Source organism: Asaia bogorensis NBRC 16594, assembly GCF_001547995.1.
Taxonomy (GTDB): domain Bacteria; phylum Pseudomonadota; class Alphaproteobacteria; order Acetobacterales; family Acetobacteraceae; genus Asaia; species Asaia bogorensis.
On sequence record NZ_AP014690.1, the window covers coordinates 1663084 to 1683822 of the forward strand.

Consider the following 20739-nt stretch of genomic DNA (forward strand, 5'->3'; position numbering starts at 1 on the left):
GGATATACAGGCGCGCCCGCTCGATTTCTCACGTCTACATTATTTCGATATCGAAACGAGAAAGCACGCTTTTACGGATCGGAAGGACTTCGATGAAAAAAAGACTTGCCCTGCTGACCGTCTCTCTGGGAGCCATTACGGCTGTCACGTCAGCCCAGCAGGCTCATTCACAAGCCACTCACCCGACGCAAAGCCGGGTCAAGGCTGTAAAGGCAGCCCACAGGACCGATACCAAACCCCACACGGCGCCTGCACGTCGTGCCCGGCCTGTCTCGGGAGAAGAATCCGTCATTGTGACCGGGACCCATGCGGTCAACCGCAAGGCTCGCGACAGCACGAGCCCCATCACCGTCATCAGCGGGGCCGAACTTGCGCGCTCAGGGCAGCTGAACCTGACAGACGCCATCACGCGGGTTTATCCGGCCATCAATATCCAGGCACGCGGGAGCGATACAGCCGCGCTCACAGGCTCGATCCGTATGCGCGGCCTCAACCCGAACCAGGTTCTGGTGCTCGTCGACGGCAAGAGACGGCACGTCACGGGCAATGTCGTCCAGAATCCCGGTCCCCAGTTCGGCTCGACACCCGTCGATCTCAACATGATCCCAGCCAATGCCATCGATCATATCGAGGTGCTACAGGATGGTGCCGCAGCGCAATACGGATCGGACGCCATCGCGGGCGTGGTAAACATCATCACCAAGAAACAGGATCATGGCTTGCATATGGCCGCGCAGACCGGCGCCAACGCCTATGCCGGCAGCGGGTGGAACTACCAGCTCAATGCCGATGGCGGGACCAAACTCGGCCGCGACGGCTATCTGCATCTCAGCGGGCAGATCTATCATACGGATCATTTCTACACGAATACAATCGACCACCGCCTGCTGCCCTACGCGCCAGCGGGGGCCAATACGAGCGGCTATTACGGTATTCTTCCCAATGCCATCAAGGTGCCGACAAACTCGAACAAGATCCTGAGCACTCCCGAGGAAACACGCGAAAATCTGGGTATCGACTTCGGAAAGCCGATCGGAGCCGACATCGATTTTTACGGCCTCATTACCTATGGGCATCGTCACGCTGAGTCCATCCAGAATTACCGCGTTCCCAATATCGCTCCCACTCTTTACCCCACAGGATTTTCGCCGATCGAGGTCATTGAGGAAAACGATTATCAGGCCAATCTGGGGATCAGAGGCAGTCATTTCTTTGGGTTCGACTGGGATCTGAGCACCGAATACGGTGCCGACGAGGACGACATCAACACCAAGAACACCGCCAATACCGGTATGCTGGGGTCATCATGCCAGACCACCAACAAGGCCAAGGCCTATTATTCGTCGCAGGGCTGCGGGTACTCGCCAACCAGTGCGCGGGCCGAAACCTATCGCAATGCGATGTGGACCAATAATCTCGACTTCCGGCGCAGCTTCCGCATCGCCAATGCTGTGCCCATGACTCTCGCCTTCGGCGGTCAGCACAGGCTTGAGATGTATGACATCGTGGCGGGTGAACCTCCGTCCTACGAGGCAGGCGGCACACAGGGCTATGCCGGTGCCGCGCCACAGAACGCGGGAAGCTGGAGCCGTGATATCTGGGCCGCCTATCTGGATGATGACTTTCATCCCCTGCCCAAGCTGGACATCGATCTGGCCGGACGCTTCGAACATTATACCGATGCAGGCAACACCGAGAACGGCAAGATCTCGGCGCGCTATGATTTCACCAAACGTATCGCCGTGCGTGCCACCATCAGCAACGGATTTCGTGCCCCAACCCTTGCCGAACAGCACTACTCTGCCCTGAGCGTGGGTCCGACCTCGGCGTCCGGCCTGCTTCCGGTCTCGTCTGACGCTGCAAGGACGCTGGGTGCCAGCGCTCTCAAGCCTGAGAGATCAACCAATGCCAGTGGTGGAATCGTGCTTGAGCCTCTCGATAATTTCCATGTCGAGGCGGATGTCTATCAGATCAACCTGCGTGATCGTATCGTGCAGGGCGGTACCGTTGTCGGGGCACAGGCCATCGCAGCCATCGAACAGCTGGGCTACACCCTGCCCGGTGGCGCGACCCTGACAAACCCGACGGGGTTTTCGGCCTATTACTTCTCGAATGGGGCGAGCACACGCACCCAGGGTATCGACATCAAGGCTGATTACCGCCTGAGGATGCATCGCTACGGCAATCTGCTGCTATCGATGGGCCTCAACATCAACCGGACCACCCTGACCCATAACGGTCTTTCGGCCACCGGCACGCCTCTGCTCAATGCCCAGACCACGGCTTATCTCACCAGCGAGTCACCCCGCAGCAAGATCGTGCTGAACGCCTATTACACGCTGGGCAACTGGGACGTGAACCTACGGCAGTCGCGCTACGGTCAGACGGTCGGGATGCTTACCTATCAGGACTGGACACCGGCCAGCGCCATTTGTCCGATCAATGGCAAGGCATTGCGCGGTTCGAATGTGTGCTTTGCCCAGTTCAAGAACACGCCGCGCTGGTTGACCGATCTCGAGATCGGCTACCGTTTCAATCAGCACTGGCATGTCGCTGTCGGGGCCAACAACATCTTTAACATACGTCCCCGCAAGGTGCCTGCCCAACTCGCCTCTTACGGCGTCCTCGTTTACGATAGCGCCTCGGCACAGGTGCCGATCAATGGTGGCTACTATTTCGGGCGCATCAACGCAGATTTCTGACCTGCATGCGGCTTGGTTCATCCATAGATGCATAAGAAAAGCCGGGCAGAAACGCCCGGCTTTTTCCGTTGAAGATCCTCGCGAGGCTCCGCCCTTACTGGAAGGGCAGATAACGCAGCGAGAGGAACACCATGTTGTCGTTCGTGTGCGGCGTACCACCCACCCCGCTGAAGGAGGTGACATAGGTGTAGGAATACTGGGCACCAACACGCAGCGTACCGTAATCGCCATGCAGATAGGTCCACCAGAAACCGGCCGTACCCTGTACCACGCGGTTGATGCTGGTCTGGCAGGCGCTCGACGCCGCGCCCTCGATATCACATCCACCCACGTTGTAGAGCGGGTTGCCATAACCGTAATGCTTGCCGCCCACATTGAAATAGGAGCGCGAACGCAGCATTTCCATGCCACCATAGGCGTAAAGCTGCAACGCCTTGGTGGCATTGCCATAAAGGCCGACCAGCACGTTGGCCGCTGGCATGGGCTTCACCTGGCCCTTGGAGTCAATAGTCACGTCAGGAATATTGGACGTGCCGTAACGCCCGATCCCGGTACCAATAAGGCCAGAAGCCTGGAAGAACACCTTGTGCGACTTCTCGACTGGCAGGATGAGGCCACCGCCGCCGCCGCCAGCCAGCTTCGTGCTGCTCTGGCCCGTCCCGGTGTAGGAGACACGGCTATGAGCGAAGCGCAGCAGTCCGGTCAGCTCGTAATGACCCCAACCCGGGTCAGCCGCGAGCTTGCCGATGATGTCTGGCGCCACATCCGTCGAGTAGTTGGTCGACGGATTGTTCACGTTCACACCCGCGTTCTGATAGGTGCCCGAAGTTGCACCGGCGGGAAGATACTGACCGCCTGACCCAACCGCGATGACCTGCTGCGGGTTCTCGACCGAGATGCCCATATTATAGCGGCCGTGATCGAAGCCCTTGACCAGTCGGATCTGGGTATTGCGCGTCCAGTTGAAGCCCGGGATGTACTGGGCATCGATCGAAAGCGGCACCTGCTCGTCACGAGCGCGCATGCCGTGGTTGAACATGGTGAGAAGCGACCAGTTCTGACCGCCCAGCAGCGTCAGTTCGTCAGCGTCATCAATCAACTGACCGTAGAAGACGCGCTCACGAAGAACATAGGAGTTGGACTGACGCGAGTTGGACGATGAACCAGCGCCCTGGAAATCGGTTTCGATATAGGCCTGTGCGCGGAGGTTGCGTGTGATGTCACCTTCCACCAGGGCGGCGAGGCGGCTCTGGCGGGCCGATTCATGGAACTCGTTGATATGGTAGTTCGGGCTGTTCGCGAAAGGAATGGACCCGAAATTGGACGAGATGTCAGACACGTTGTTGCGAGACCTGAACATGGTCGCGGCCTCGACATAACCACCGAGAGTAATGCGTACGCCACCGATCTGGATCTGACCACGATGAAGCGGTCCATAGAGATCGGTCACGCGACCGGTTGGCGTGCCGGTCAGCTGACCATACGGGGTTGCGGCATTGACAGGAGGCAGGAGAACATTGCTGTTCGGCCCCGGAGCCGATGCCGTGGAGAAACCACCCGTCGCAGCCTGGCCCGAGCCATGCGCGGGCATGCCACGATATCCGTTACGTGCACCGTAGGGATCGTTTTCCTCTGATTGTCTCTGTTGTGCCAGCTGGTCATGAATGCGCTTCATCTCGCGATTATGCTCACGCTTCATGTCGGCCAGCTGGGACTGCATGGCCTTGATCTGCTTCTCCATCAGGGTCATCTGATCGAGACTGGCTGCGCGTACCGGCGTCGCAATAGCCAGAGAGGCCAGAGATACCGACGCCAGCAGCAGGCGACAGGCACGGGGGAGAGAGGTCATGTCAGGTTCATCTTCCGATGCTGCGGTGGGTGTGAGCCTCCCTTAGTCGGTGGCCCCGCGCATGACCTGCGAAGCTTTGATGACTCCCATATGACAGTTCTATGACAACAGAGCTAATGCATTGTTATTTAATGATAATACTATTCCCGAACATGACGTTGCATGGCGGGTTCCTGACAAAGTATGAAAATATGTGGTTTTCGGGACACAGATCCCGCTCCTTGGCGCGCGCCTAAAGCCTCAGGAAAAGGCCTGTCTATATCGGTGGGCCAATTACCTGGTCTGTACCGGCGCCAGCGCCATCCCGCGCGTTGTCAAGGCGAGCCACTGACTGACAAGGATGAGCGGCACCCTATCCCGCCCTGCCCCATAGCGTGACGCGTCATGCTTATGACCGGCGACGGAGCGACAGGCGCAGCATAACGAACTGCGCCAGCGCTCCGATATCACTCAGAGAATGGTATAGCCGCCGTCGATCAGGATATCGGCACCGTTGATCATCGCCGCACCGGAGGAGGCAAGGAACACAGCGGCGGCAGCGATTTCCTCGGGAATGGCGAAGCGCCCAGCTGGGATACGCTTGATGGCGGCTTCGCCTTTCTCACCCGCCCAGGCCTTCTTGCCGAGCTCGGTCATAACTACGGTCGGGGAAAGCGTATTGACCGTAATACCGTACTTACCCCACTCCGCAGCGAAGGTCTTGGACATGCCGATCACGCCGAATTTAGAGGCGCAGTAGGCAACGTGCTCCTCGATCGCGACTGTTCCAGCCTGCGAAGCGAGATTGATGATACGCCCGCCCTTGCCTGCCATGATCATCGCCTGACCGACAGTCTGGGTAACAAGAAAGCTACCCTTGAGGTTGATGGCAATCGTCTTGTCCCAATAATCCAGCGGGAGCGTCTCGGCAGGTGCAAGGAACACGACACCCGCACAATTGACCAGAATATCAAGCTGGCCAAACGCCACCTGCACGTCCTTCACGGCCTTGGCCACGGAGTCCGGATTGGAGACATCACAGGAGAAGGGTACAGCCGCATCACCCAGCTCGGCAGCTTTGGCGGCTGCGTTGTCCAAATTGACATCGACCAGCGCAACCCTGGCACCCTTGCGGATAAACGCGGTTGCAATGGCTGCACCGATGCCCGATGCGCCACCCGTAACCAGCGCTACCTTCCCCTTGAGCGAAAAGTCGAGATCGACATCGGCTGCTGAGAAATCCATCTTCATGATCACGCTCCATGTGATTTATCACACAGAATATAGAGCGTTTGATCGAAACGCGTAAGCACTCATCACACCCGATCACAGTAAATTCAGGCGCGTTTCTTTCATAATGTGACTGACAACAATGTATCGTCTCAACAATGATCGTGTCGCTGAGAAAAATGGATAAAAGCGGTCCCAAAATCTATTTTCGACAGAGACATCGAATCCTTGATGAGGCAACGCGCTCAGGATCAATGACTTGGAATGCGAATTGCCCATTGCGCGAATGGGCGAGTCTGCCGAAGGACATAGTCCGGAGCCTAGGCCTGCGTGACCCGCACGACTTGCAGTTTGAGCATAGTGGTATCACCGCATCAGAAGGTACGATGCAGGGATCGGATATCACCCGCCTTCGGCGCGAATGACGCGAAAAGCATGGGCAACGCTTCTCCCGGCAAGGTCGGACATCCTGCCATGATATCCCTTATCTAAGATATCCTCTCCTTACGTGTGCCCTGAAAGCAGGATATCGCCTGAGTCGAGCCTGGCGTAGAATGGGCTAAGTTCAGGAAATAAATTGCGAAGTTTCTTACAAATAACAACAACAGACATAGAAATCGGTATATAATCATATTTATCATTGACAAATCTGGTGATTATTTATCGTATTTCTTTCGGATCAGCATCGAACTCTTCGCATTGAAGGGGGCATGGAACGGGCGATATCTTGAGCTACAAAGCCTCACTCAGTGGACAGAGCTTTATTTTCAGGGATTTGAAGCACCTGATGGCCTGTGCCTCACCCATGCGGTCAGGCGATACCCTTGCGGGTCTTGCTGCACATAGCGCAGCCGAGCGCGTTGCCGCCCGCATTGCCTTGGCCGATCTGCCCCTGTCTGCCTTCCTGAATGAGGCGCTCATCCCGTATGAGCTGGACGACGTGACGCGGCTCATCCTTGACACGCACGACGCACAGGCATTTGCGCCGGTTTCCTCCATGACCGTCGGCATGTTCAGAGACTGGCTTCTCTCCCATGAGGCCACGACCGCGAAGATTGTCGCGTTGGCGCCTGGCCTCACGCCTGAAATGGCGGCAGCCGTCAGCAAGATCATGCGTAACCAGGATCTCATTGCCGTCGCCCGCAAGATCGAAATCATCACCCGGTTTCGCAACACGATCGGGCAGAAATCGGTTCTTGCTTCGCGCCTGCAGCCCAATCACCCGACTGACGACCTCAAGGGCATCGCCATATCGACATTTGACGGTCTGCTTTACGGCTGTGGTGATGCCGTGATTGGCATCAACCCGGCCACAGACAATGTGGAAACCGGCTGCGCGCTGCTCGATATGCTTGATACGCTACGCCAGACCTATGAAATCCCGACACAGAGCTGTGTGCTCACCCATGTCACAAACACAATCGAGATCATCAATAAAGGCGGTCCGGTCGATCTGGTTTTCCAGTCCATTGCCGGGACACAGAAAGCCAATGAAGGCTTCGGTGTCACACTCGATATCCTGACACAGGCGCATGACGCGGCGCAGAGCCTGAACCGGGGCAGCATTGGCCAAAATGTCATGTATTTCGAAACTGGCCAGGGCGCTGCGCTCTCTGCCGGGGCGCATCATGGCATTGACCAACAAACGGTCGAGACACGGGCCTATGCCGTAGCACGCGCCTTCAGCCCCCTGCTGGTCAACACAGTGGTCGGCTTCATCGGCCCTGAATATCTGTATGATGGCAAGCAGATTATCCGGGCCGGGCTGGAGGACCATTTCTGCGCGAAGCTGCTGGGCGTGCCCATGGGGTGTGACGTCTGTTATACCAATCATGCCGAGGCGGACCAGGATGATATGGATGACCTGATGTTGCTCCTCGGGACCGCTGGGGTCACGTTCCTGATCGGGGTCCCAGGCGCCGATGATGTGATGCTCAATTATCAGAGCCTCGCCTTCAATGACATTCTGACCACCCGCTCGCTCCTCGGCCTGAAACCTGCGCCCGAGTTCGCGGCGTGGCTTGAGCGCATGGGCCTTTACGACCCCGTGAACGAGCGCGCGCTTACCGTCCCGGAGGGCGAGACCCGCCTGCGCGGGATGATTGGCTGGAAACCATGACCCGCATCGAGCCATCAACATCCAGCGAGAAGGCCGCAGCACAGCACGGCGATAACGGCTTTTGGGATGTCCTGCGACGGGAAACGCGCGCGCGTGTCGGGCTTGCCCGTACGGGCAATGCTCAGACGACGCCCGACGTGCTGGGTTTTCAGGCGGCTCATGCCCAGGCACGGGACGCGGTGCATACACCTCTCGATGTCCCTGCCCTTTCCCAAGCCCTGCTTCCTGCAGTGCCTGTCGTTGTAACGAGCGCCGCACAGGATCGGCCGACTTATCTGCGCCGGCCCGATCTCGGTCGACAACTCGATGACGCAAGCCGAGATAGCCTCAAATCGGGCAAATGGGATCTCGCTATCGTACTCGCCGATGGGCTCTCGGCACGAGCGGTTTCGGGTTACGGCCCTGCACTGTTTCATGCCTGCCTTGCCGGTATGCCCGATCTGCGTATCGCCCCCCCTGTCATCGCCCTTCAGGGACGCGTCGCCCTTGGGGATGATATTGCCCAGAGCCTCGGGGCCAGGATGGTGGCTGTCCTGATCGGTGAGCGACCTGGCCTTTCGGTTTCAGACAGTATGGGCGTGTATTTCACCTTCGAGCCCAGACGCGGTTGCCCGGACTCGAGACGTAATTGCCTGTCCAACATCCACACCCACGGGCTGAGTGTGACCGAGGCAAGCCTGAAACTGATCTGGCTCATTCGGGAATCCCAGCGGCTGGGCCTCAGTGGCGTCGATCTCAAGGAGCGTGCGCCTGCGGCTTCGGCAACAGATGCGGCCCGTATGGGTTCAGCCCCTCACACACAAATCAACAAGAGCCGGGAAGAGTCTCCATGAGTACCCAAAAGACGCAACTCGATCGCAGGTTGAGCGCCTTTCACCTGTGGGGCATCGCTGTCGGGCTCGTGATCTCCGGCGAATATTTTGGCTGGAGCTATGGCTGGGCAACAGCGGGAACGCTCGGCTTTTTGGGTGCCACCACCTTCGTGGCGATCATGTACACTGCGTTCATCTTCAGCTTCACGGAACTGACTTGCGCCATCCCGCACGCTGGCGGCCCGTTCGCCTATGCAGACCGTGCCCTTGGCAGAGTGGGAGGGACATTGACCGGTCTCGCCACACTGGTGGAATTCATCTTTGCGCCACCCGCCATCGCGCTTGCCATCGGGGCTTATCTCAATGTGCAGTTTCCCGGCATCCCGCCAAAGGCTGCCGCGACCGGTGCCTATCTACTTTTCATGATTCTCAATATTGTCGGCGTTCACATCGCGGCGACTTTCGAGTTGTTCGTAACGATAGCTGCAATCATCGAACTGCTTGTGTTCATGGCAGTCGTTGCGCCCTCATTCTCATGGGCGCATTTCATGCTCGATGGCTGGGGAAGTGCGCCTCATTTCGGTATTGTAGCGATGGGCGGCATGTTTGCCGCCATCCCTTTCGCCATATGGTTCTTTCTCGCCATTGAGGGGGTGGCGATGGCGGCGGAGGAAGCGCGCGACCCTCGACGCGCCATACCGCTGGCCTATACGGCAGGTGTGCTGACGCTGGTCGCCCTCGCCTTTGGCGTCATGGTCTTCGCGGGTGGCTCGGGGGACTGGAAGGCGCTTGCCAATCTCAACGACCCGCTGCCCCAGGCCATGAAACGGGTTGTCGGCCCTCACAGCCCGTGGCTTTCCATGCTCGTCTGGCTGGGACTGTTTGGCCTGGTCGCCTCACTGCACGGTATTATCATGGGATTTGCACGCCAGATCTTCGCTCTGGCCCGTGGCGGTATATTGCCTGGTTTCCTCGGGACGCTTCATCCCAGATTTCACACACCGCATCGCGCGACCATGGCGGGAAGCCTTATCGGTATCATCGCCATCTATGCAGATGATCTCGTCTCGATTGGGGGGCAACCCCTGACAGCCACATTGGTCACGCTTTCGGTCTTTGGCGCGCTCACCATGTACGGGATGAGCATGATCAGTCTCTTTGTTCTGCGCTGGCGCGAACCGCAGATGGAACGCAGCTACAAGGCACCTTTCTATCCCGTGCTGCCCGCTATTGCCCTGGCCGGCGCAGCAATCTGCTTCTTTGCAGTATCGTATTATAATTTTATATTGTTTCTGTTCTACGTATTATCGGTATTTATTGTGATTGTTGCTTGTAATATCACGAAAATATTCAATAAGCTCAGCGTAATGAAATAACAAATATGGGAACATCAAATGATAACTTTCCGACACCCCGGGATCGTTGCAGGTATGCTGCTTGTCGTCGGGGTCGGAACAGCATCGAACACAGCCTTATGCGCCGGAGAGTCCGGCGGGGCACCAAGCTTTCCTGATGATGCATCACAGCCCGCCACAAGTACCGCCCCGCGCGTCAGGAAAGCGACAACGGGTACCGGACCGGTATCGGAATATCTTGGCAATGCACCAAATCCACACGAGCCGGACACGCTGAATACAGGCCATATTGGCAATCTCTTCAGCCCACCACCCGGCAAGGCTCCTGATTACTGGGACGGGCTTGAGGCGCATCTCAGCGTGCAGGGTGGCATCGCCGGCAACCCGTGGACACGCTCGGGGCGCAATTTCGGCCAGTTCTATACAGATCGCGCCAACACGCTGACCCTCAATCAGGTTCTCGGGTCGATATCGCACCCGGTAACAGCGATCGGCGGCGGGTATGGCATCGGCTTCGTTGCCGAGATCCTTTACGGCTCTGACGCCCGTTTCGACCCCACAATCGGGATGGCGGACAAGCTCATCACCGGGCTCTATCAGATCGCCCCGACGCAGGCTCATATCGATCTGCATGCGCCTTGGCTGGTATCACGGGGGATCGATTTCCAGATCGGGCAGATCTATGGCCTGCTCGGAGCAGAGGGTACCCCGGCGCTGGCACGACCGCTTTACACGTTCAATTATGCCTCCGCCTATATCGTTCCATTCGAAACGGTCGGGGTTCTCTCGACCATTCATCTGACCGAACAACTGGATGGTATTCTGGGTGTGGATGCCGGAAATTCAACCACTTTCGGAGGAGCGGGCAATAACAGTCGTCCGAAAGGCTATATCGGCCTCGCATTTGCGCATATGATGAATGGTAAACTGGACGGGCACGTTATCGGGCATTTTGGGCCACAAGGTAACAATGGGCCAACCCGTTTCTCTGCCGATGGCTGGACCAGTATCGGAATTGGCCGCGCTGCCAATAGCAAAATGCTTTATAATGGCGATGTCCTGCTGACCTATCACTTCAGTGATCGCCTGGCGGCCACGCTCAATGCCACCTACATGCATGATGATATCACGCGTGATGACGCCTATGGTGTGACCAGCTACCTCGCCTGGGACATCAATCCTTCGCTGAGGCTCAATCTCCGTGGCGAAATCTTTCGCGACAATACTGGCACCACGATTGCCGCCTATACCAGCACGACGTCATACACCGATATGCTGCGTAACGCGCCCTACCCTTACTATATCGCGCTCCCGACAACCTATGGTGCGTTGACGGTCGGGGTCACCTACAAGCCTGAGTTCGTCAATCGCCATATCAAGTTCGGCAAGTTTCAGGTCCGCCCCGAAATCAGACTGGACAAATCGCTCAACGGAACACAGCCATTCAATCGTGCGGCAACGGTTGAAGATCCTGTTGTGCGCCATGGCACGAATAATATGCTCTGGTTCTCATGCGACGCGGTCTGGTCGTTCTGACACCAGCAGAAAAGGATACGGAGGGAAGCCCCCCTGAAAACGTGAGGCCCCTCCCGCTTTCGGAGCCGTCTAGCGTTCCTCACGAAAATAAGGTGTGCCCAGTGCGGCGGGCGCCGCCATCAGGCGACGCATACCGGGCAGCAGGAGAGCGGGCAGGATCATGAACATAATGGTGCCGAGATAAGGGGTCATGTTCAGGATGGCCGGGGCAATCGGCCAGCCCTGCGCCTGTCCGAAGAAGCTGAGCGACATGACGAGCCCGAATAACAGGGACGACAGCGCCGCAAAAATCGGGCGGTAACCGCAGAAAATGACCAGCGCCACGGCAATCCATCCACGACCGGCAATCATGCCCTCTGACCAGACGGGCATGACCGACAGGGTCATGTCGGCACCAGCCAGACCGGCCAGCGCTCCGCCAGCTACCACGGCACTTAGTCGATAGCGGCGCACCGGAATACCGACAGCATCAGCCGCCGCAGGATTTTCGCCCACCGAACGCAGGCTCAGCCCGAGGCGGGAGCGGAAAAGGACGCAATGGCACAAAGCGGGCAGGATGACGAAGGCGAGATAGACGAACGGGCTTTGACTGAACAGAACCCCAATGCCCGGCAAGCTGCTCAAACCCGGGATCGCCCAGTTGTCGAAAACCGCGGCAACGGGCAAGCCTGCAACGGCATGGCCGATAACCGCGCTCAGCCCCAACCCAAGAAAGGTCAGGGCGACGCCGCAGAGTGTCTGATTGGCCGAGACATTGACCGTAGCAAGCCCGAGCACGAGCGCCCCTGCACCACCCGTGCAAAGCGCCGCCAGACAGCCCATCCAGGGCGACATGGAGGCATCAGCGGCAAGCACGGCGACAACCGCACCAAGGGCCATGAGCCCCTCGACACCAAGGTTGATGACCCCAGCGCGTTCGGCAATGACTTCGCCTTGCGCGGCCAGAGCGAGGATACTGCCATAGGCCAGCGCATGAAGAACCAGAGGGATCCACACCGTCATTTCTGTGTCTCCAGACGCACATAGGCTGCAAGCTCGTCACTCACCGCAATGGCAAAAACCAGCAAACCCGTGATCGCCAGTACGGAGGACGCGCTGACCTGCAAGGTCTGCAAAACGATCCCGGTATTAAGGATCACTGCCATCAGAAACGAAGCAGGGATAAGGGCATAGGCGGAATGGCGCGCAAGCAACGCGACCACGATACCGAGATAGCCATAGCCGTGCGCGAGGCCGCCCTGAAGCCGGTGTACCGTACCCAGCGCCTCCATCATCCCTCCAAGTCCGGCAAGGGCGCCGGACGCCATAAGGGCGACGAAAAGCCGTGGTGCAACCCTGATCCCGGCATAGCGCGCGGCCTCGGGATTGGACCCGCACAGCGTCAGCTCGTAACCGAAACGGCTGCGCTTGAGGAGATAGCCGATAGCCACGACCAGAACGATTGCAACAATTCCCCCCCAGTGCACGACGCCATAGATGGTGGGGATGGCAACCGAGAGACGCTGGCTCGACACCTGCGCATCCGTCACGTGATCGGCCCAGGGGCCTGTGACGAGGTAATAGACGACGAACGACGCGATGAAATTGAGCAAAAGCGTGGTGATGATTTCACTGACGCCAAGCCATGCCCGCCCTGCGGCCGGCACGGCGCTCCACGCGGCGCCAGCCGCCAGACTGGCAAGCATCGCCAGAGGCAAGGAAAGTGGCAATGGCATGGGAAGGAACAGGGCCACAGCCGACGCTGCCGTGGCACCTGCGAGAAACTGGCCCTCGGCGCCAATATTCCATAGCCCGGCGCGAAGAGACAACCACACCGCACCACCCGTCATAAGCAAGGGCGTCATGTAGAGCGCGAGATTTTCGAGACCGAAAACAGTACCGAAGGTCGAGGTTACGACAAGTCCCAGCACCATACCAAGCGGCAAACCGAGAATGGCCAGAACGAGCGCCAGCACGAGCGCAACGAAGCCCAATGCCAGAAGGCGCCCGATCAGGATACGGCGGGCCGGAACCACAGCAAGGCGAATTCTTCGGCTCATGCTGCGGTCTCCCCTGCGCGGCCACTCATCAAAGCGCCCAATCTCGCCCTGTCAAAATCCTTGCGCTCGACGATGGTCATCAACATACCGGCGCACAGCACCGCAATCCGGTCGCTCAGCGCCATCAGTTCATCCAGATCTTCCGACACGAGCACAACGGCCCGTCCCTCGTCACGGATTTCGGCCAGTGTCTCACGCATCAGGGAGATCGCCCCGATATCAAGACCACGGCTCGGATAGCTCGCAATCAGGGCGCGGTGACTGATCATCCGCTCACGGGCCAGAACCATGCGCTGCTGATTGCCACCCGAGAGACCACGCATCGGCGTGGATGGGTCCTTCACCGTCACACGCGCCTGTTCGAGCAAGCTTTTCGTGAACGCGCGCGCCTGACTGGCGTGGTAGGCCATCCGTCCGCCGACCGGGTGCGAGCGAAATACGCGCATGACGGCATTCTCGGTCACGCCGAGCGCCGGGGCGAGGGCCTTGTGCAGCCTGTCCTCGGGAACATAGCCAATGCCTGCCTCGCGAAAGGCACCCGGCCCCTGCCCGCGCATGTCTGTCGAACCGACATGGACAGAACCTGTCAACGGCGCGTTGAGTCCGGCGAGCAGATCAGCCAGTTCGGATTGGCCATTGCCTGTCACGCCCGCCACCCCGAGGATCTCGCCCGCCCTGATGTCGAGCGAGAGCGGATGCAACCGCAGGCGACCCGCGCTATCCCGAAAGCTCACCTCGTGCAGCCGTATGACCGTCTCGCTCTTCCCCTGAGGCGTCGTGCGCGGATAGGACGTCTTTTGCTCGACAGGACGCCCGATCATCTCGGTTACGAGGGTGGCAGGGTCAGTGTGGTCCACCCTGTGGCTGCCAGCGACACGGCCATGACGCAGCACAGTCACGCGATCCGCCAAAGCCATGATCTCATCAAGCTTGTGACTGATCAGGATAACGGCCCCGCCCCCATCGCGAAAACGACGCAATGCGGCATAGAGCTCACCCACTTCAAGCGGGCTCAGCACAGCTGTCGGCTCGTCAAGGATAAGCAGGCGTGCCCCACGGGAGAGGACACGCAGGATTTCAACGCGCTGCTGCTCGCCAGAGGTCAGGCTGTCGATGGGTGCCTGAGGCCGGATGTCGAGACCAAACCGGGCGGCTTCCGCCTCTGCGCGTCGGGCAAGCGTTTTTGCCGAGAGCCATTTACCGGTTTCGCGCCACCCCAGCGCCAGATTTTCCGCAACGGTGAAACGCGATACCAGCTTGAAATGCTGATGTACCATGCCGATACCGGCCGCGATCGCTGCTTCGGGGCTTTCAAGGCGCATACCATAACCATCGAGGATCAGCTCGCCCTCATCGGGCTGGTAAAGGCCGGTCACGATATTCATCAGCGTGGATTTGCCTGCGCCATTTTCACCCAGCAGCGCATGAATTTCACCGGGGTAGAAATCGATCGTGACATCCTTGTTTGCGATCACACCGGGAAAATACTTCGCGATTCCAGAGAGGGTAAGCAGAGGCGGTGCGCCGGGCGGCAGATTATCCGGTCTGGCTTCCGCGAGATGTGAGAGGTCAGACAAGTCCCGATACTCCCTCGACCTGCCAGTTCCAGTGGAAGATTTCCATGTCGCTCATGGTGTGCCCCGCCGGCACGCGGATCTGCCCCTTGGAGTCCCTTATCGGCCCGGTGAAGGGCGACCAGCCCGCCAGCATGCGCTCACGCGCTGCATCGGCTTCGCGACGAATGGAATCAGGCACATTCTTGCCCCAGGCATCGCGATCAACACCATGACCGAGCTTGAGGAAAGTCCCGGTGGGGCGCCAGCGTCCGGCAAGGCGTGCGGCGATCGTCTCGCGGTAATAATCCTCGAAATCCAGCACGACAGAGCTGACATAGGCGTCAGGCCCGAACTGCCGCATATCGGTGTTCCACATGGCGGCCCAGACGCCCCGTTGCTGCGCAACGCGCAGATAACCGGGGTCGTCCATGATGCCGCACAGGAAGTCGCAGCCGCTATCGATCAGAGCTGCACCTGCCGAGGCCGCGGCCTGGGGATCGAACCAGGAGTTGATGGAAATGACCCGCATGGTCGCCTCAGGGTTGACCGAGCGGGCGCCAAGCAGCGTCGCATTGGCGCTGGCAATGACCGATGTTGTAGGAAAGGAGGCGATATAACCCAGCCTGCCGTTGTGACTCAGTCGGGCAGCGGCGATGCCAATCACGTAGCTGGCATACCAGTGGGTGATGTAATACCAGCCCAGATTACCCGTAACATTATTGCCGTCACATTCAAGAAAACCCACATCCGGCGCCTGATCCGCAACGTCCTTGATGAAATCACCATAATCCGAGGTGGAGATCACCATCTGTGCGCCCTCGGCCACAAACTGCCTGAACAGTCGGGTTGCGTCAGCCGAGTACGGTATGCTCTCGACGTAGAGCGAGCGCATGCGCGGGAAATGCGATTTGAGGGCACGGATGGCCTTGTCATGCATCTGTGTCCAGCCGCCATCATTAATCGGGCTGGTATGGCCGAACCCGACAAGCAGATCCTCCTCGGCAATCGGAGCAAAGCGTGGTGCGGCGCTTGCCCCTCCTGCCAGAGCGGCACATCCACCCGCGGCCAGCAGCCCACGGCGGGTCAGGAGAGCAGGTCGTTTCAATGACATGAGGCAATTCCCGGCATGACCACAAAGCCGGGCAACTGCCTGACCTGACGGATGAAGCGTCGAAGAGCGGGATACAGATCCATAGCAACGCCCAGATCATGCGCCAGCGCGGCGACCGGGAAGAGGATCACATCCACAAAGCCGATCGTGCGGCCCGAAAACCAGATCTCGTCCCGGAACGCCCCCGCAGACAGACGATCTTCCATTTCACGAAACAGGAACGTGACAGGCTCGGTCTCGGCCTTGCGTGGAAGTGTCGCCGCCAGAGCCTCGCGTCGTGCCTCTGAAAAAAGCTCTATCCCATCGAGCGCCCATTTCATGACCTGCCGCGCCTCGCCCTCGGGCCAGAGCCAACCAGTCTCTGACGCGCGCGAGAAATGCTCGAGAATCTCGTAGAGGCCGACACACGAGACCATCTCATCAGTCAGGGTCGGGCCGAAGGTTTCCGCGCGACGATCGGTCGCGAATGCCAGAGGGATATCCATCAACGATGCCGCAAGACGGGCCGCATAGCTGCGCTCATCGATCATCCAGCCATTGAGCGTCAGCATGATGTCTCCTCCAGCGTGTCACGCAGCCGGAGCAGCCATGACGCCGCCTGCTCCCGATGCGAGGCATCGCGTACAGCGAGATGGACCATGGTGATTCCCTCCACGGGCGTATGCAGCGCCAGCAGGCGGTCGGCAGAGAGGCGCCATTGTCCCTCATCCATCACGAGGGCTGCTCGCGTGTCGTGCTCGGTGGCCCGTATGCCAAGGCTTCGCGCACCATGCCAGATCCCTTCCGCCGGGGCGATCAGAGGGCGGTCATCGCCCGAGGTGAGATCGACCCAGATCATCCCGGCCTTTTCGATTAGCTCATAGGGGCGTGTTCGTATGGTCGAGGGCGGATTGAGCTCGGGATGGGCGGGTATGGCACGACAGCGCCCCTCGGTATCGAACTGCCAGCCGTGATAAAGACAGGCCAGACGATTATCACGCATGAAGCCAAGGCTGAGACGTACGCCGCGATGAGGACAACGATCCTCCCAGGCATGCGCGATGCCCGCCTCGTCGCGCCAAAGCACGAGCGACAGGCCCCTATGACGGGCGGGGGCAATATCACCCGGGGCCAGGTCCTTTGACAGGGCAACAGGGATCATCGCCGGTATCCTTCTGTCCAGTCATTGACGAGGCAACCCACCGGGCCAACCAGACAGGCCATCACGAACATCCCTACCAGCGGCTGCGCACCTTTCACGACAAACACGATATCAGTCGCCTCCAGACGCTCTGTGCGCATATCGAGTGACAGAAGGCGTGCGCGGCCCTCGGCAAAAGACCGAAACGCTTCAGTGTCGAAATGACCTGTGAGATGAAGTGCAGTGGCTATAGTCCCTCGCTCCCGCATCACGGCGTTGCATACCAGCTGATCCTGCCAGTAATATTTTTTTTGACAAGTGCAGGACCACTATTAATGTAACCGTTATCGCAACGACGAGGATGGCTGTCAGGATGACCTCACCAGCAAATGTGGATCCGGTCTCACTCAGCCAGTGGTATCCGCTCGGGATGATCGAGGCCCTGTCTGACATCTGGGTGCAAACCATGCTGCTCGGTGTCGTCATCCGTTTCCGTCGTATGGCTGATGGTACGGTCGAGGTCGCACATGGCGCGCATTCCCTGCCCTGCTGCGAGCGCTACGGCTATGTCTGGACCAGTCTCGCAACGGATCCTGCTCTTCGTGATGCCATGATCCGTATCGATGAGGCCGATGAATCCGACCGCCGACTTGTGTGCTGCGGGTCGGTGGCCGTCAATGCTTCCGGGCTACGCGTGGTTGAGAACTTCCTCGATATGGCGCATTTCCCCTTTGTGCATACCGACATACTGGGCGCAGAGCCGCATACCGAGGTCCAGCGTTACACCGTCGAAACACGCGATGACGGCAAGGAAATCTGGGCGACGGATTGCCGGTTTTTCCAGCCGCAGGCAGCGCTCTCGGCCGAAGGCGGCATCATGACCGACTATGTCTATCGCATTGCCGGTCCGTTCGCGACGCTGCTGTACAAGACCAGCCCCGGTGATGACCAACGCAAGGACGTGATTGCGCTGTTCGTCCAGCCCATGACGGCCGGTACATGTCGTGCCCATCCGGTCATGTTTCTTCTCGACGATCACTCCGATCTTGATGCTTTGGTGGAGTTCCAGCAGACGATCTTCTTGCAGGATCGCATCATTCTGGAAAGCCAGCGGCCGGTTGCCATGCCGCTCGATGCCGCGAGCGAGATTCCCACCCTGGCAGACCGTTCCTCGGTGGCCTATCGCCGCTGGCTCAAGGCCCGTGGTGTCACATTTGGCGCGGGCGCCGCCAGAGCCGCCGCCTGAACGAAGGAAAAGACCATGAGCCATCCCCCAAACGAGACCGATCTGACGTTTCTGCGTCAGGCTTTCGAGGTCGCCAACCGGTCCCGCCTTGCGGGCGATCATCCCTTCGGCGCCCTGTTGGTGGATGAAACCGGCGAGATCGTCATGGAACAGGGCAATGGCTACAGCACCGAGGGACAGGACATGACCGCTCATGCTGAGCGCCTTCTCGCCAGCCGGGCGAGCCGTATGTTCGGGCCAACAAGATTGCGCGGTTACACACTGTACAGTTCTGCCGAGCCCTGTGCCATGTGCGCCGGGGCCATCTACTGGGCGGGGATCGGTCGGGTCGTGTACGGGCAGTCCGAGGCCCATCTCAAGGCCATGACTGGCGCCCACCCTGAAAATCCGACACTCGATCTGCCTTGCCGGGTGGTTTTCTCCGCCGGGCAGACTCCGGTGGAGGTTCTAGGGCCATTGCTGGAGGATGAGGCCGCAGAGTTGCAGCGCAGCTTCTGGAAGGACCACGCCTGACGGCACCATAATCTCTACGCCCGCTCTTCCAAGCGAGATGACGATCCGGATAGCCGCCAATCCGGGACAGGGCCAACGGGAGCCTATCTGACGGAGACTCCCCGTGAGATGGGCGCCCCAAGTGCGGCACAACCGGGTGCCCCATCATACTGGCGGCACCATGCTCACAGGAGCCTGCCATGCCTCTCGCCTTGTCACCCTCCATCCTGATCACGGATGCCTATCTCTATCTCGATCGCGGCCATGAAATAGCAAATGGCTGGATTTATCTCGAAAATGGCCGGGTCCGCGGTTTTGGCTCCATGACGACCCCAAGACCTGCAGCCGACCGCACGATCTCAGCGGCAGGTCGGATTGTCACTCCAGGGCTGGTGAATGCGCATCACCATATGTACCAGAACCTCACGCGGTCCTACGCGCCAGTCGTGAATGGCACCCTGTTCGAATGGCTGCAGGGCCTCTACCCGCTCTGGGCCACGCTTGATGAGGAGAATGTCTATCTCTCCTCTTATGTCGCCATGATGGAATTACTGCTTGGTGGCTGCACGACATCGATGGATCATCATTACGTCCACCCCCGGCCTCGGCTGATCGATGCCCAGATCCGCGCTGCAAGGGATATCGGCTTTCGCTTCCATGCCACGCGCGGCTCCATGACGCGCTCGGTGAAAGATGGTGGCCTGCCACCGGATAGCGTGGTGCAGAGCGAGGATGTTATCCTGTCTGACAGTGAGCGCCTGATCAGCGCCTATCATGACGCCTCCCCCGGCGCGATGATCCGTGTGGCGCTGGCACCCTGCTCGCTGTTCAGCGTGTCGGAAACGATCATGAAAGAGAGCGCGCTCATGGCAGAGCGCCTCGATGTGCGCCTGCACACCCATCTGGCGGAGGACCACGACGAGGACCGATATTGTCAGGATGTGTATGGCTGCACCCCAACCGAATATTTCGAGCGTTCGGGCTGGGCCAGCGAGCGATCATGGGTCGCGCACTACATCTATCCCAGCGGCGACGAGATCGATCGCCTGGCGCATAAGGGTGTCTGCACGGCGCAATGCCCCTGCTCGAACATGATGATCGGTGGTGGCGCGGCGGATGCGATGGACATGCGACGCCGAGGCATGAAAGTCGGGCTCGGCTGCGACGGCTCTGCCTCGACCGATCATGCGTCCCTCTGGCTCGAAGCGCGTATGGCACTGCTTCTGGGGCGCTACCGCAATGGCCCGCACAGCATGAAAGCGCGTGATGCGCTGGATATGGCAACCCGTGGCGGCGCGGCCTGTCTGGGCCGTGAGGATGAAATCGGCCATCTCCGTATGGGCGCTTGCGCCGATCTGGTGATATGGGAGCTGCCCCCCTTCTCAAGGGCCGGGGCACTCAGCGACCCGGTTGAGGCGCTTTTACGCTGTGCTCCGGCAACAGCATGGACAACCATCGTCAATGGCCGGATCCTCGTGGAAGATGGTCAGCCTTGCCAATCAGGCCTCGACATCATCCTTCGTGAACATGAGCGGGCTGCGCGGCGGATGCAGAAACTCGACTGAACAGCCATGTCTGTCGGCGCGACCTGAT

General features: G+C 59.2%; 17 protein-coding genes. 8 read left to right on the forward strand and 9 right to left on the reverse strand.

The features are described from left to right. The first annotated feature begins 92 nt into the window (after positions 1-92). Positions 93-2702, forward strand: coding sequence for a TonB-dependent receptor plug domain-containing protein (locus Asbog_RS07315; RefSeq protein WP_062164626.1), 2610 nt, complete (start codon positions 93-95; stop codon positions 2700-2702). Between the two features lie 94 nt (positions 2703-2796). Here the strand turns inward: Asbog_RS07315 and Asbog_RS07320 are convergent, their stop codons facing one another. Further along, the gene (locus Asbog_RS07320; RefSeq protein WP_023978765.1) at positions 2797-4551 is read right to left on the reverse strand and encodes a hypothetical protein; all 1755 of its coding nucleotides are present in this window, start codon (positions 4549-4551) and stop codon (positions 2797-2799) included. A 450-nt stretch (positions 4552-5001) separates the two neighbouring features. Further along, positions 5002-5781, reverse strand: a complete 780-nt coding sequence (locus Asbog_RS07325) for an SDR family oxidoreductase (RefSeq protein ID WP_269447744.1) — start codon at positions 5779-5781, stop codon at positions 5002-5004. A 706-nt stretch (positions 5782-6487) separates the two neighbouring features. Between Asbog_RS07325 and Asbog_RS07330 the strand changes: the two genes are divergently transcribed. From Asbog_RS07330 to Asbog_RS07345, 4 genes are read left to right on the forward strand one after another with little or no spacing between them, the layout of a single operon-like run. Continuing rightward, a complete protein-coding gene (locus Asbog_RS07330; RefSeq protein WP_062164627.1) occupies positions 6488-7879 on the forward strand; it encodes an ethanolamine ammonia-lyase subunit EutB in 1392 nt (463 codons plus the stop codon). Then, positions 7876-8712 (forward strand): ethanolamine ammonia-lyase subunit EutC, encoded by an 837-nt coding sequence (gene eutC, locus Asbog_RS07335; RefSeq protein WP_083510777.1) that lies wholly within the window; start codon positions 7876-7878, stop codon positions 8710-8712. Before Asbog_RS07330 ends, eutC begins: the two co-directional genes overlap by 4 nt. Beyond that, on the forward strand, positions 8709-10067 hold the full coding sequence (eat, locus tag Asbog_RS07340; protein WP_062164628.1) for an ethanolamine permease: 1359 nt from the start codon (positions 8709-8711) through the stop codon (positions 10065-10067). Before eutC ends, eat begins: the two co-directional genes overlap by 4 nt. Positions 10068-10121: 54 nt before the next feature. Further along, positions 10122-11582, forward strand: coding sequence for an outer membrane beta-barrel protein (locus Asbog_RS07345; RefSeq protein ID WP_051757715.1), 1461 nt, complete (start codon positions 10122-10124; stop codon positions 11580-11582). Between the two features lie 69 nt (positions 11583-11651). Here Asbog_RS07345 and Asbog_RS07350 read toward each other — a convergent pair whose 3' ends face one another. From Asbog_RS07350 to Asbog_RS07380, 7 genes are read right to left on the reverse strand one after another with little or no spacing between them, the layout of a single operon-like run. Next, positions 11652-12584 (reverse strand): ABC transporter permease, encoded by a 933-nt coding sequence (locus Asbog_RS07350; RefSeq protein WP_023978759.1) that lies wholly within the window; start codon positions 12582-12584, stop codon positions 11652-11654. Further along, positions 12581-13621 carry an ABC transporter permease gene (locus Asbog_RS07355; RefSeq protein WP_062164629.1) on the reverse strand — a complete coding sequence of 347 codons (1041 nt, stop codon included), beginning with the start codon at positions 13619-13621 and terminating at the stop codon, positions 12581-12583. Before Asbog_RS07355 ends, Asbog_RS07350 begins: the two co-directional genes overlap by 4 nt. Then, positions 13618-15198: an ABC transporter ATP-binding protein gene (locus Asbog_RS07360; protein ID WP_062164630.1), complete on the reverse strand. Its 1581-nt coding sequence runs from the start codon at positions 15196-15198 to the stop codon at positions 13618-13620. The genes Asbog_RS07355 and Asbog_RS07360 overlap by 4 nt, the downstream gene beginning before the upstream one ends. Continuing rightward, positions 15191-16288, reverse strand: a complete 1098-nt coding sequence (locus Asbog_RS07365; protein ID WP_062164631.1) for a BMP family ABC transporter substrate-binding protein — start codon at positions 16286-16288, stop codon at positions 15191-15193. The genes Asbog_RS07360 and Asbog_RS07365 overlap by 8 nt, the downstream gene beginning before the upstream one ends. Beyond that, positions 16279-16839 (reverse strand): glutathione S-transferase family protein, encoded by a 561-nt coding sequence (locus Asbog_RS07370; RefSeq protein WP_062164632.1) that lies wholly within the window; start codon positions 16837-16839, stop codon positions 16279-16281. The genes Asbog_RS07365 and Asbog_RS07370 overlap by 10 nt, the downstream gene beginning before the upstream one ends. Next, the gene (locus tag Asbog_RS07375; RefSeq protein ID WP_062164633.1) at positions 16833-17429 is read right to left on the reverse strand and encodes a Rieske (2Fe-2S) protein; all 597 of its coding nucleotides are present in this window, start codon (positions 17427-17429) and stop codon (positions 16833-16835) included. Before Asbog_RS07375 ends, Asbog_RS07370 begins: the two co-directional genes overlap by 7 nt. Then, positions 17426-17680, reverse strand: coding sequence for a hypothetical protein (locus Asbog_RS07380; RefSeq protein ID WP_146926645.1), 255 nt, complete (start codon positions 17678-17680; stop codon positions 17426-17428). The genes Asbog_RS07375 and Asbog_RS07380 overlap by 4 nt, the downstream gene beginning before the upstream one ends. Positions 17681-17781: 101 nt before the next feature. Between Asbog_RS07380 and Asbog_RS07385 the strand changes: the two genes are divergently transcribed. From Asbog_RS07385 to Asbog_RS07395, 3 genes are all read left to right on the forward strand, one after another. Beyond that, on the forward strand, positions 17782-18654 hold the full coding sequence (locus tag Asbog_RS07385) for an aromatic ring-hydroxylating oxygenase subunit alpha (protein WP_062164635.1): 873 nt from the start codon (positions 17782-17784) through the stop codon (positions 18652-18654). Between the two features lie 15 nt (positions 18655-18669). After that, positions 18670-19167, forward strand: coding sequence for a nucleoside deaminase (locus Asbog_RS07390; protein ID WP_062164636.1), 498 nt, complete (start codon positions 18670-18672; stop codon positions 19165-19167). 179 nt (positions 19168-19346) lie between these two features. Next, positions 19347-20711: an 8-oxoguanine deaminase gene (locus Asbog_RS07395; protein WP_171840675.1), complete on the forward strand. Its 1365-nt coding sequence runs from the start codon at positions 19347-19349 to the stop codon at positions 20709-20711. The last annotated feature ends 28 nt before the right edge of the window (positions 20712-20739 follow it).